Source organism: Salicola sp. AFF1 (assembly GCF_056783195.1).
The window spans coordinates 50,989-63,386 of the sequence record NZ_JBXAYL010000014.1 but is presented as its reverse complement, the minus strand read 5'-3'; the positions used below and the strand labels follow the sequence as shown (position 1 = coordinate 63,386).

9 protein-coding genes are annotated in these 12,398 nt (G+C 63.1%); 5 read left to right on the top strand and 4 right to left on the bottom strand.

Going from position 1 to position 12,398, the window contains the following annotated elements:
* The first annotated feature begins 15 nt into the window (after nt 1-15).
* Nucleotides 16-672 (top strand): response regulator, encoded by a 657-nt coding sequence (locus AC1RQI_RS10915; RefSeq protein ID WP_481904815.1) that lies wholly within the window; start codon nt 16-18, stop codon nt 670-672.
* Nucleotides 673-856: 184 nt separating this feature from the next.
* Complete coding sequence (locus AC1RQI_RS10910; protein WP_481904814.1) at nt 857-1,993, top strand: alpha/beta fold hydrolase; 1,137 nt, start codon at nt 857-859, stop codon at nt 1,991-1,993.
* Nucleotides 1,994-2,004: 11 nt separating this feature from the next.
* On the opposite strand, the gene AC1RQI_RS10905 is transcribed toward AC1RQI_RS10910, so the two are convergent.
* The 4 genes from AC1RQI_RS10905 to AC1RQI_RS10890 form a co-directional block, all read right to left on the bottom strand.
* Nucleotides 2,005-2,643 carry a hypothetical protein gene (locus AC1RQI_RS10905; protein WP_481904813.1) on the bottom strand — a complete coding sequence of 213 codons (639 nt, stop codon included), beginning with the start codon at nt 2,641-2,643 and terminating at the stop codon, nt 2,005-2,007.
* A 28-nt stretch (nt 2,644-2,671) separates the two neighbouring features.
* Nucleotides 2,672-3,253: a hypothetical protein gene (locus tag AC1RQI_RS10900; protein WP_481904812.1), complete on the bottom strand. Its 582-nt coding sequence runs from the start codon at nt 3,251-3,253 to the stop codon at nt 2,672-2,674.
* Between the two features lie 191 nt (nt 3,254-3,444).
* Nucleotides 3,445-6,942 carry a hybrid sensor histidine kinase/response regulator gene (locus AC1RQI_RS10895; protein WP_481904811.1) on the bottom strand — a complete coding sequence of 1,166 codons (3,498 nt, stop codon included), beginning with the start codon at nt 6,940-6,942 and terminating at the stop codon, nt 3,445-3,447.
* Between the two features lie 30 nt (nt 6,943-6,972).
* Nucleotides 6,973-7,830 carry an NAD(P)H-binding protein gene (locus AC1RQI_RS10890; RefSeq protein ID WP_481904810.1) on the bottom strand — a complete coding sequence of 286 codons (858 nt, stop codon included), beginning with the start codon at nt 7,828-7,830 and terminating at the stop codon, nt 6,973-6,975.
* A 68-nt stretch (nt 7,831-7,898) separates the two neighbouring features.
* On the opposite strand from AC1RQI_RS10890, the gene AC1RQI_RS10885 reads away from it, so the two are divergent.
* The 3 genes from AC1RQI_RS10885 to AC1RQI_RS10875 all read left to right on the top strand — a co-directional run bounded on the left by AC1RQI_RS10885 (nt 7,899) and on the right by AC1RQI_RS10875 (nt 12,385).
* On the top strand, nt 7,899-8,864 hold the full coding sequence (locus tag AC1RQI_RS10885; protein ID WP_481904809.1) for a hydrogen peroxide-inducible genes activator: 966 nt from the start codon (nt 7,899-7,901) through the stop codon (nt 8,862-8,864).
* A 1-nt stretch (nt 8,865) separates the two neighbouring features.
* On the top strand, nt 8,866-10,944 hold the full coding sequence (gene recG / locus AC1RQI_RS10880) for an ATP-dependent DNA helicase RecG (RefSeq protein ID WP_481904808.1): 2,079 nt from the start codon (nt 8,866-8,868) through the stop codon (nt 10,942-10,944).
* A gap of 73 nt (nt 10,945-11,017) precedes the next feature.
* Entirely contained in the window at nt 11,018-12,385 is a 1,368-nt protein-coding gene (locus AC1RQI_RS10875) for an HDOD domain-containing protein (protein ID WP_481904807.1), read from the top strand.
* The last annotated feature ends 13 nt before the right edge of the window (nt 12,386-12,398 follow it).

Genomic DNA, 12,398 nt, shown 5'->3' with positions numbered 1-12,398 from the left:
CATTGCGCCTGAATCATGACAACCCTGATCGTTGCCGACGACCATCCGCTGTTCCGCTCCGCGCTGAAGGACGTGATCCGCCAGGAAACGACGGAGGCCAGTCTGGAAGAGGCATCGGATTTCGGCGACCTGCAGGCGGTGATGACACGGCTCACCGAGCCTGCCCTGGTGCTTCTGGATCTGCACATGCCGGGCGCCCATGGCTTCAGCGCGTTGCTGTTCCTGACCGCCCACTACCCGGATACCCCGGTGCTGATGATTTCCGCCAACGAGCGTGACGACATCATCCGCCGTGCTGCCGACCACGGTGCCGCCGGCTTCATCTCGAAAAGCGCCAGCATGGAAGCCATTGGCCAGGCTATCCGGAGCGTTACGCGTGGTGATTTCTGTTTTCCTGACGGGATTGATCTCGCTATTCCCGGTGTCAGCGAGGAGGAGTCCGGTGTTGCCGATGCGCTTTCCGAACTCACCCCCCAGCAGTTCCGCGTCGCCACCATGATCAGCCAGGGCCTGCTTAACAAGCAGATCGCCTATGAGCTCAACGTGACGGAAGCGACCGTGAAGGCCCACGTCACCGAAATCTTCCGCAAACTCGGCGTTCACTCGCGCACCCAGGCCGCTCTCAAGCTGGGCCAATTGGATCTTGCGGATGTCTCCCAGGAAGACGGGTGATATGCTTTCTCAACGTTTTCCGTGACCTAACCTGAGGGGATCGGGGAGTGCTGTCCGGGAAGCTCGGTCGCCAGGGATGGCGACCGCGCAGCGTCCAGGGATGGATTCATAGCGTTTCCCGGACAGCACTCCCCGATCCCCGCCGGCAGAGCGCTAATAGTCCAGTGATATGGGAGTAATGGGGATGCCCGAAACCCTGAATGAACCCCTGACCAGCTTTACCAGAATCACCCGCAACGCCCGCCAGCGCTTCCTTAACCCGGAAACCCTGGTCCAGGCCGAACAGACCCCCTACGACACCATCTTCAGCGACGACCTCGTCAGCGTGCGTTATTACCCGCCGCTGCACGAAGACCACATCCCGGTGGGCGACGACGACATCCCCATGGCCGTCCGGCGGGACACTCACAGGGTCCCACTGGTGCTGGTCGCCCCGCTGGCCGTGAACATGACCATCTACGACCTGTTCCCCAACCGCAGCCTCGTGCGCTACCTGCGCGCCAGCGGCTTTGAACTCTATCTGGTTGATTGGGGCACCCCGGGCTGGGAGCACAACCATTTCGACATCGCCACCTACTTCGCGGACTACCTGCCGGAACTGCTCGACGAAGTCCTGAAACACAGCGGTGCCAGCGAAGTCTCCCTCTACGGCTGGAGCTTCGGCGCCCTGTTCAGCTACTGCGCCGCAGCGCTGGATGAAGACAAACGCATCCGCAACCTGGTCCTGATCGGCAGCCCCTGTGACTACCACGCCAACGGCAGCATCGGTAAGCAGTACCAGCTGATATCGAAATCGCTGAGCTTCCTCGAGAACACCCTCGGCTTCCGGGTCCACCAGACCAAGCGCTGCTTCTGGCGTTCCCCGGGATGGGCCAACGCAACCGCCTTCAAGCTGACCTCGCCGATCAGCAGCCTGCGCAATTACGTCGACCTGGTACGCAACCTGCACTCGGAAGAGTACGTGACGCGCAACGCTACCCAGGGCGCCTTTCTCAACGACATGGTGGCCTACCCCGGCGGCGTCATACAGGACACGGTCCAATACCTGTGGGTGGACAACTGCACCGCGCACGGGGATCTCCCCATGCACGACCCGGCACACACCCTGAAGGATGTGACCTCGGACATCATGCTCGTCTACGGGGACAATGACCCGCTGGTAACGCCCGAGTGCAGCCGGGCGCTGGTGGACCAGGTCTCAAGCCGGGAAGTGGAGCAGGCGCTGGTGCCCGGCGGTCACATGGGGATACTGGCGGGCAGCGCCGCGCCTACCGTGATCTGGCCGCAGGTGGTGGGCTGGCTGGCCCGACGTTCGGGCTAGCCGCGCGGCGGTCACTGGCACCGCCACTGACGGATTTTGTTCGCGATGAACTGGTCGATTTCGTCGTGCAGGTGGAGCTGTGCCCCGTCGATTCTGTGATCGATCCGCAGAGGCCCCACCCTTAAATAGTATCTGTCACACTCCAGCACCACACCCCCTCCTCTTGACGAGGATCTGAAGCAATGTCCCCAATGTCTGTAGGTCTCTCCTTCTTTTTCCAGAACCTCCAGCAGCGCCAGGGGTGTCGGATCAAAGTCCTGGATGAACAGGTCCGGTGCCTGATCGATACGGGTCAGTGTTGACGGATCCTTAACCTCGACTTCCAGGGATTCCCCGGAAGCCGGATGCAGCGACATGTAGATTCCCTCATACTGGCGGTGACCGTTCACCTCGATGACTTCCCTGTAACCGGCGATGGCCTGAGCCACTTCCCGGCGATGAATGGAGGCGCTGACCCCGTAACCGTCATTGGAATCGTAGTCGTCCGCCCGTGATCCACTGGCAGTTGGCAGTGGCACGGCGTAGTCGTCGGGAATGCAGATGTTGGTGCCTTGGAGCCGGTATCCGCTGTTATCCGCGACGATCCAGGTCGCGCCCGCAAGCAATCCAATAATGAGCGCGGAAGCTGTCAGTTTTCGGGGTGTCGACATCCGTTTCTCCAGCAGGTTTCAGATCGGTTCAGGGCCGGGGATCGCAATCGTGGCAGTAGAGGTCGCCGTAGAGTTCAAACTCCCACTCGTCCGGGATGAGCTTGTTCCTTGTACCGCCATAGTAGTGCCTCGGAATCCCTTCCTCTTCGAATACTGCGTGGTGGTATTTGGCCATTTGCTCCAAGCTCAGAAGGCCAGGGACTTTGCCGATTTTTTTATTGTGATCCACCGTGACTGCCTGCGCATGCCTTTTGGCAATTTTGGCGCCAATGTACTCGATTTTCTTGACCAGTGCGCCGGTATTGCCATCGAAGTCGAAGCCCGCCCGCTCCAGACCAGCAGCCAAATTGACGAAGGTTGCGAGGCCCATGGACCGCCAGTACTGGTAATTCCGGTTGTTCCAGTACGCTTTGTCGCCAAGCGCAATAATCCTTTTCAGCTTGTCGGAGTCGTGGCACCAGAGGGCAAGCCCTATGCGGGCAACAGGGTCTTTCTTGAGCATTCGGTTGTACCAGAATCGCTCCAGCAGTTCCCGCCTGCGCTCGGGGTCCGATTGGACGATACGCTTGGCCAGAATCCGTTCGCGGGACGTGATTTTAAGATCAGGCATGGCAACATCCTTGGTTTAATGCATTACTCAATCCATTGATTGCTAGACTGCCGAGATGAATCCGACAGTGGACTTAGCCTATTAAGATTAAAACGGTAGGGTGTCCTGTTTGTGGCTGTCAAGGTAGCGAGATGTACTGTTTGGCCCTTCGTTAAGGCTTGGGTAGTTGACTCGTTCTCCCGGTGTTCAGGCTAGGCTGGCTTGCGGCGGCGCAGCAGACGGCGCAGCGTCAGGCGCAGCGAGGCCGCATCCACCGGTTTGGCCAGGAAACGGTAGCCCGCCTCCCGAACGGCGTTGCGGATGGGGTCGCTGTCGTCAGCACTGATGATCAGAACCGGCACCTTCTCCTCCCAGTTCAGCGTCAGCGCCTGTGCCACCGCCACGCCGGTCTCCTGGTCTAGGTGATAGTCGGCAATCACCAGGTCCGGCGCGTCGGCCGGCCGCTTCTGCATGGCCTCGCCAAGGGACTTGGCCGTGGTGACCCGGCAGCCGAACTGGGTCAGAAGGGCCTGCAGGCCGGCGAGCAGGTGGGGCTCGTTATCAATGCAGATCACCTGCAGGCCGCTCAGCTGAGGGTCCTCGGTCTGGGGCTGATCCCGGCGGGTCTGCTCTGGTGTGCCCAGCGGGGCTGTGAGCGCGAACATGGAGCCACGTCCCTGCACCGACCGGCAGTCGATGGGATGCTCCAGCAACCGCGCGATGCGCATGGCGATCGGCAGGCCCAGACCCAGCCCGTGAACGTCCCGCGTGGCATCCGTGTGCAGGCGCTCGAATTCATCAAAGATGCGCTGCTGATCGGCCTCGGCAATGCCCGGGCCGGTGTCCCATACCTGGATGCTGACCGACTGCGCACTGCGGCGGCAGCCCAGCACAACACGGCCCTCCCGGGTATAGTTGATGGCGTTGCTCAGGAAGTTCTGGATGACCCGCCGCAGCAGGTGCGGATCGGACCGGATCCACAGCGAGCAGGGTACGTAGTCGAGCCGGACGCCCTTGCGCTCGGCCGTCATGCGGAACTCATGGATCAGTTCGTCCAGGATGGGGTTGAGTTCGACATTGCGGACTTCGGGCTCAAGTCGTCCGGAATCCAGCCGCGAGATCTCGCGCAGGTGGCTGATCAGCGTCTCGGCGGAGGCCAGCGCGGAATCAATGTGACGCAGCTCCGGCGCCGCTTCGTCTCCGTGCTGGCGCAGCAGGGTGGACGACAGCAGGCGCGCGGCGTTGATGGGTTGCAGCAGGTCATGGCTTGCCCCGGCCAGGAAGCGGCTCTTGCTGGCATGCACCTGATGGAGTTCCCGCTCGATGCGGGCCCTGAGCTCATTCTCGCTCTGCAGGGACTCGTTGGCGGCGGACAGTTCCCGGGTGCGCTCGGCCACGCGTTCTTCCAGGGTATCCCGGGCTTCCTCGAGCTCGGTCATTACCCGGTGGTACTCGGAGACATCATTGTAGGCTGTTACATAGCCCCCGGAAGGGATGGGCTTGCCCCGGATCTCGATGACGCTGCCATCCGCCATATGGCGCTCCAGCCGGTAGGGCCGCCCGGAGCGCAGCATTTCCAGGCGCCGTTCCACGGCCGCGTTGATGTTGTTGTCGCGCACATCCGAGAGCAGCCCGCGGGCGGCGTTGTATTCATAGATGCGCGATATCGGGCAGCCCACATACAGCAACCGGGGTGGGTAGTTGAACAGGTTTTCGTACTGGCTGTTCCAGGCCACCAGCTCCAGGTTACGGTCCACGACACTGATGCCCTGGGGGATGTTTTCCAGCGTCGTCTGGAGCAGGTGGCGGGAGAACTGCAGCTGCTCCGAGGTCCCGCCCATCAGGTCGGCGATGTCCTCCATCTGCAGGGGCGTCTGGCGTTCCAGCAGGCGGATGGCGCGGTGGGCGGAGGCCGCCCCAATCACCGAGCCGAGCCTGGATTCCGTGACGTTGACGGTATGGCGCGTGGCCCGGTCGAAGGGCAGGAGACGCTGCTGCTGGCTCTGTTCCTGTTCCGCCCAGAGGCGTTCGGATTCCTCCTGGCCCAGTACCGGGCGGATCAGGCTGTGCAGCTGGTGCAGGGTGATGCCGGTGGCTGCCAGATCTTCATCGCTCAGGCCATAGCCCGGCATGGGATCAATGAAGGCCAGCGCCTGGCGTTCGTCCAGCGGGGTGGCCCTGGAAACCAGGGATACGCCGACCATGACGAGGGTGTTGAGCCCCAGGCTCCAGACCACGCCATGGGTCAGTGGATCCAGGAGTTGGCCCAGGCCCAGCAGGCTCTCCGGTTGCAACCAACCCAGTCCGAACGGCCCCTGGGTGAGCCAGCCGCTGTCCGACTGGATCAGCACCGGCAGCAGCAGGGTGTAGAGCCAGGTGAGCGTGCCGGTGAGCAACCCCAGAAGGACGCCATTGCGGTGGGCCCGGCGCCAGTAGAGCCCAGCCACCAGAGCCGGCATGAGCTGGGCGCAGGAGGTGAACGCCAGTAGCCCCATGTAGGACAGCCCCTCGGTGAAGCGGGCGCCCTGTTCCAGAATCCATCCCAGAAAGAGGATACCGACGATTGAGGCCTGGCGAACCTGGCGCAGCACGGCCCCCAGGTCATTGCGTGGGCGGTTCAGGCGCTCGCGGATGCGAAGGTAAAGCGGCATGAAAAGCTCGTTGGAGACCATCAGCGACAGGGCGATGGTGGCCACCAGTACCATGGCGGTTGCGGCGGAGAGAGCGCCCACAAAGGCCACTGCCGTTAACCAGGAATGGCCGGTGATGGCGGGTAGCGCGAGCACGTAGCTGTCACCGGGAATCGCCATGCCGGTCAGGTGGTGACGGGCGGCTTCCACCAGCGGCAATACCATGATGGCGAACAGCGCCAGGTAGAGCGGGAACATCCAGCGCGCGCATCGGGCGGAGGCTTGGTCGTGGTATTCCACCACCAGGACGTGGAACTGGCGGGGCAGGCACACAATGGCCAGGGCACTCACCAACAGCTGTGTGTAGAAGCCGGCGTCGGTGAAGGTCTCCACCGAGAAGGGCGAGCCCTGGCCCAGGGGGCGCACCTGGGTGTCCCCCGCCAGCAGCCAGAGCGCGAAGCCCCCCAGCAGCAGGAAGGCGAGCAGCTTGACCGCGGACTCCGCCGCCACCACCGCGAGTAGGCCGCGGTGGCGGTTGGCCCCGTCGATGATGCGGGTGCCGAAGGTGATCGCGAACCAGGCCAGGAAGAGCGCGGCAAAGAAGCTGACGTTGTTGCCCAGGGTAAAGGGCAATGACCAGTCACTGGTGCTGGCCGAGCTCCACGCCAGGGCAATGCCACGCAGCTGCAGCGCGATATAGGGCAGGGTGCCGATCAACGCCACGGCGGTGACCAGAGCCGCCAGCTTCTGGTCCTTGCCAAAACGTGAGCCGATGAAATCCGCAATGGAGGTGACCCGGTTACGGCTGCCGGCCAGAAGCAGGCGGCGGACGAAGGGCCAGGCGAAGAGGAACATCAGGATGGGGCCGAGGTAGATCGGCAGGAAGGTCCAGCCGCTGTCAGCCGCGTTGCCCACGGCCCCCAGAAAGGTCCAGGAGCTGCAGTAGACCCCCAGCGACATGCCGTAGAGCAGGCCCCGCATGCGCTTGGGCCAGCCAGCGGTGCGCTCGGTCAGCCACGCCAGTACCACCAGCACCAGTGCGTACAGGCCCCCGAAAAGGATCAGCTCGCTACTCGCCATGGTCTCCCAGGGTCAGTGAACGGGTCCACACTATGGCACAGGATCCGCGACCATGCCGGCATAGCCTTCCCGGAATGTTGGAAAGAGGAACTGGTAACCGCTCGCCAGCAGGCGGCTGTTATCCACTTTTTTCGAACCGGCGCGGCTGTCGTTTCGGGCATCCGGCCGGACGGGGTCGCAGCTCATGGTCTCGCGTACCCAGGCAACCACGTCGCCCAGGCGGGCCGGTTCACAGTCGCTGGCCAGGTAGCAGGGTGCCAGTTCATGGCCGATCAGGTCCCTGTTCACCAGGTGGCAGACCGCACCGACGGCGTCATCTTCATGAATGCGGTTGGTGTAGCCGCTGTCCGGGTTGGGCGCGATGCTGCCTTCGCGTATCCGCGCCAGCATGCTGTCGCGGCCGTTACCGTAGATGCCGGAGAAGCGGATAACGGTGCCGGCAAGTGGGCTCTCGGCGAGCCGCTGTTCGGCGGCGAGCAGTGCCTCGCCGTTGTAGCGTGGCGGCTCGGTGGGGCTGGTTTCATCCACCCATTCGCCGTTGTTCTGGCCGTAGACAGCGGTGGAGGAGACGAACAGGACGCGTCGGGGCAGTGTGTCGGCGGCCTCGAGTACCTTGAGCAGGTTGGTGGTCCCCTGCGCGAATGTCTGGTAATAGCCGGCCTCGTCGTACTGGTCCGGCGTCAGGCAGATGATGGCGATATCAACCTCGGGAACCCGCATTCTCAGACCATCCAGATCAAGCAGGTCTCCCTGAATGGGCGTCAGGGGCAGGGGCACCCGGCTGGCCTGACGCCGCATACCAAATACATGGTGATGCTCGGCCAGGGCTGCGCCGATGCGCTGGCCGAGCCGGCCGCAGCCGGCCATGAGGATTCTTGCATCGCGCATTGCGCTGTCTCCGCTCTTTTTTTATGCTGCAATAGAAAAATTTAATCATCACCGGCCCGGGAGCGGCCATGACCCTTACGGAACTCCGCTACATCGTCACCCTCGCGCGGGAAAAGCACTTTGGCCATGCGGCGGAACGCTGTCATGTCAGCCAGCCTACACTCAGTGTGGCCGTCAGAAAACTGGAGGATGAACTGGGTATTGCGCTTTTTGAGCGCAGCAAGAACAGCATCCAGGTAACCGAGATTGGCCAGCGCATCGTGGAGCAGGCGCAGCGGGTCCTGGACCAGGCCGGTGTCATCCACGACCTGGCCGAGGATGGCAAGAACCAGCTCAGTTCGCCGCTCAAGGTGGGGGCCATCTACACCATCGGGCCCTATCTGTTCCCCCAGCTCATGCCGAGTCTGAGGGATGAGGCACCGGACATGTCCCTGTTCATTGAGGAAGGCTATACCGGGGACCTGCGCCGCAAACTCCGTCACTCCGAGCTGGATGCCATTATTGTCGCCATGCCGTTCGAGGAACCGGAAGTGGTCACGCTGCCGCTCTATGACGAACCATTCGTTGTACTGATGCCGGCGGATCACCCGATGGCCGACTGTGAGCGCATTGACAGCAGCCAGCTGGCGGATCAGCCGCTGTTGCTGCTGGGCCCCGGGCATTGCTTCAGGGACCAGGTCCTGGAGTCCGTTCCGGAGCTGATTGACACCATCAACCAGCGCCGTGAAACCACCGGTGGGGTGGTTACCGAGGGCAGTTCCCTGGAGACGATTCGTCACATGGTGGCTTCCGGGCTGGGAATCACGGTGCTGCCGCTGTCCGCGGCTACCGCCATGAACTACCAGCCGGATCTGCTGGCCGTTCGGCCCTTTGTGGATCCGGTGCCGTCGCGGACCGTGGCGCTGGCCTGGCGGGTCACCTTCCCCCGGCCCAAGGCCATTGATGCCCTGGCCCGCGCCGTTGCCCATTGCCGTGACAGCACGGCCACCCAGGCCGTTTGTGGGCTCAGCCTGCGCAACCCGACCCGGAGCTGAGATGGCGGATCCGGCCACAGTGAATGTGACCGTGCTCAAGGGGGTTGGCAGCAAAGTTGCCGCCACCCTTGAACGGCTGGGCATCACCAGTCTTCAGGACCTGTTGTTCCATCTGCCGTGGCGCTATGAGGATCGGACCCGGATCCTGGCCATGGGGCAGCTGCGGGTGGGGGACGCCGGTGTGGTGGAAGGGGAGGTGGTCAGCGCCGACGTGGTTCAGGGCCGGCGCCGCAGCCTGCAGGTGACCATTCGCGACAGCAGCGGCTTCGTGGCCTTGCGCTTCTTCCATTTCAGTGCCGCGCAGCAGCGTCAGTTCACACCCGGCACGAGGGTTCGCTGTTTCGGCGAGATCCGGCCCGGGCGGGCCGGTCTGGAAATCTACCATCCGGAATACCAGACCCATCCCGGCCCTCTGCCCACCGGTGATGACGCCACGCTCACGCCGGTTTACCCGTTGACCGAGGGCATCCAGCAGCCCCGGCTGCGGCGTCTTTGCGAACAGGCATTGGCCATGCTGGAGCGCCATCCGGTGCGGGAATGGTTGCCTGAGTCCGTCCTGGGGGACTACCAACTGCCTGAGATCAACCAGGCCCTGCGGATGCTGCACCAGCCGCCGGCCAGTGCTGATCTCGCCGCCCTGATGGAGCAGCGCCACCCGGCACGGGACCGGCTGGTCATGGAAGAGCTTCTGGCTCACCATCTGAGCCTGCTCAAGCTGCGGGCCCAGGTCCAGAGCTGGCAGGCGCTGGCGCTCAACACCGGGAGCGGGCAGCTGGTTTCCGGCTTTCTGGAAAGCCTGCCGTTTGCACTGACCGGCGCCCAGCGGCGGGTGAGCGAGGAGGTGAGCCAGGATCTGGCCCGGCCAGCGCCCATGTTGCGGATGGTTCAGGGGGACGTGGGGTCCGGCAAGACGGTGGTGGCAGCCGTGGCGGCGCTCCAGGCCATTGAGGCGGGCGCCCAGGTGGCGTTAATGGCGCCAACGGAGATTCTGGCTGAGCAGCACTATCTCAGCTTTCATGAGTGGCTGGCTCCACTCGGGATCGAGCCGGGCTGGCTTTCAGGAAAGAGCCGTTCCAGGCACAAGCAGGCCACTCTGGATCAGCTGGCCAATGGTGAATGCCCGCTGGTGATTGGCACCCACGCGCTGTTTCAGGAGGAGGTCCGCTTCCAGCGACTGGCCTTGGCAATCATTGATGAGCAGCACCGCTTTGGTGTGCATCAGCGCCTGGCGCTGAAGGAAAAGGGCGCCAACGCGGCGACCGTCCCCCACCAGCTGATCATGACCGCGACCCCCATTCCCCGCACCCTGGCCATGAGCGCCTATGCGGACCTGGACACGTCGGTGATCGATGAGCTGCCGCCGGGCCGCCAACCCATCGAAACCATCGCGTTGCCCGATTCACGCCGTGGCGATGTGGTGGAACGGGTTCGGAGTGCCTGTGCCGAGGGGCGTCAGGCTTACTGGGTTTGTACTCTCATCGAGGAGTCCGAAGCCCTGCAGTGCCAGGCCGCGGAAGATACCGCGCAGCAGTTGCAGGCGGAGCTTTCCGAGCTGAACGTTGGGCTGGTGCATGGGCGCATGAAGGCGACGGAGAAGGCCCAGGTGATGGACGCCTTCAAGGAGGGGCGGATTGACCTTCTGGTGGCCACGACGGTTATTGAGGTGGGCGTGGATGTGCCCGAGGCCACGCTCATCATCATCGAGAACCCGGAACGGTTGGGCCTGGCACAGCTGCACCAGCTGCGCGGTCGTGTTGGCCGTGGCGAGCGTGCCAGCTATTGCGTTCTGCTGTACCATCCGCCGCTGTCGGATACCGCCAAGGCCCGGCTCAAGGCCCTGCGTGAAACTCAGGATGGGTTTGCCATTGCCCAGCGCGATCTGGAGATCCGGGGGCCGGGCGAAGTGCTGGGAACCCGTCAGACGGGGTTGATGAGCTTCCGGGTGGCCGACTGGGAGAAGGACACGGGCTGGCTCGAGGAAGTTCGCCGGGTCGGGCCGGAACTCATGGCGGACCCCGCCCGGGTTGATGCTCTGATTGCCCGTTGGCTGGGTGAACGTATTCGTTATGGCGACGTCTGAGCTATGCTGGAATACAGCGAGTCCCGGAAGTGGAGTGAGAGGGATCTGAATACACTTGTTATTGGAACGAGCCATGAGTGCACCGCAACATCTTGAACCCTACTTCCGCACTGATGAGGGTGCCATCATCCCTGAGACAGCTGACGCCAGTGAGGCTGCAGCCGAGCCCCGTATCCGGACGGCTGTTCTGGCGGATGCGCTGGGCCGCGTTCAGGCGTTCTTCCGGGAGGACTGCCTCCTGGATATCGACCGACTCAACCAGGCGCTGGCGCGGGAAATGAGGGGGTTGGCGCTGCGTGACATGGGGCGCCTGCGCCAGAAATACCAGGTGCGCCAGCTGCCGCCGCTTCCGGCGATGACCCACTTCGAGACGGCGGTGGACAACCGCGTTGGAGAGCTCAATCAGGTCCGCTTCTACAGCGGGCAAGGGGATGAAGACGTTGCCCTGCCCATGGACGTGTACCAGCGTCTGCTGACGGGCGTGCGTTGGCTGGACATCAGTCGCCCGCTTGGTGACATCGCTGTGAACCGCCAGTCCCCGGACCAGGACGAGGCCCAGCTGCGCCAGGCTTTGGAGAGTTTTACCGGACTTCGGATCAAGCAGCGTCTGGACGATACCCTGGAGATCCCGCCACTGCCGGAAACCGCGCAGCGGATTCTGCACCTGCGCATGAATCCCAATGCTGAGATCGGTGATCTGGCGGACATTGTGGAGAACGATCCCAGTCTGGCCGCCCAGGTGGTGAGCTGGGCCTCCTCGTCGTTCTATGCCTCGCATACGCCCGTGAATTCCATCTACGATGCCATCCAGCGGGTACTCGGGTTTGATCTGGTGATGAACCTGGCCATGGGGCTGTCCCTGGGGAACACGCTCAAGCAGCCCAAGGATCAACCGGAGGGGTTCATTGGCTACTGGACCCAGGCCATCTGGATGGCCCAGGCGGTGAGCGTGGTCATCAGTTGCATGCCCCGACGGGAGCGCCCCACCTTTGGGCTCAGCTATCTGGCAGGGCTTCTGCACAATTTCGGGTACCTGGTGCTGGCGCACGTTTTTCCGCCGCATTTCTCACTGATCTGCCGTTATACCGAGGTCAACAGTCATGTGCCCCATGAGCTGGTGGAGCATCATCTGATCGGTATAACCCGCGAGCAGATTGGCGGCGTGCTGATGGGGCTCTGGAATATGCCCGATGAGGTCGTTACCGCGATCCGTCACCAGAAAAACCCGGATTACGCGGGAGACTACGCGGCCTACGCCAATGCGCTCTACATGGCTCGGGCTCTGCTGGTGGAACGGGGCGTGCGGCTGGGTCCGGAGCTGCCCGTGCCGGATTCGCTCTATGAGCGGCTCAAGCTGCCACGCGAGCGGGTGGCCGAAGAAATGGACATTCTGGTAGAGAACAGTGATTCTGTAGCCAGCATGGCCGGTATGCTTTCCTGAACAGCGGGGCTGC

Bases quoted from the DNA above. Each gene is read 5' to 3' on its own strand.
- AC1RQI_RS10915 (WP_481904815.1), top strand. From the start codon at position 16: ATGACAACCCTGATCGTTGCCGACGACCATCCGCTGTTCCGCTCCGCG.
- AC1RQI_RS10910 (WP_481904814.1), top strand. From the start codon at position 857: ATGCCCGAAACCCTGAATGAACCCCTGACCAGCTTTACCAGAATCACC.
- AC1RQI_RS10905 (WP_481904813.1), bottom strand. From the start codon at position 2,643: ATGTCGACACCCCGAAAACTGACAGCTTCCGCGCTCATTATTGGATTG.
- AC1RQI_RS10900 (WP_481904812.1), bottom strand. From the start codon at position 3,253: ATGCCTGATCTTAAAATCACGTCCCGCGAACGGATTCTGGCCAAGCGT.
- AC1RQI_RS10895 (WP_481904811.1), bottom strand. From the start codon at position 6,942: ATGGCGAGTAGCGAGCTGATCCTTTTCGGGGGCCTGTACGCACTGGTG.
- AC1RQI_RS10890 (WP_481904810.1), bottom strand. From the start codon at position 7,830: ATGCGCGATGCAAGAATCCTCATGGCCGGCTGCGGCCGGCTCGGCCAG.
- AC1RQI_RS10885 (WP_481904809.1), top strand. From the start codon at position 7,899: ATGACCCTTACGGAACTCCGCTACATCGTCACCCTCGCGCGGGAAAAG.
- recG (WP_481904808.1), top strand. From the start codon at position 8,866: ATGGCGGATCCGGCCACAGTGAATGTGACCGTGCTCAAGGGGGTTGGC.
- AC1RQI_RS10875 (WP_481904807.1), top strand. From the start codon at position 11,018: ATGAGTGCACCGCAACATCTTGAACCCTACTTCCGCACTGATGAGGGT.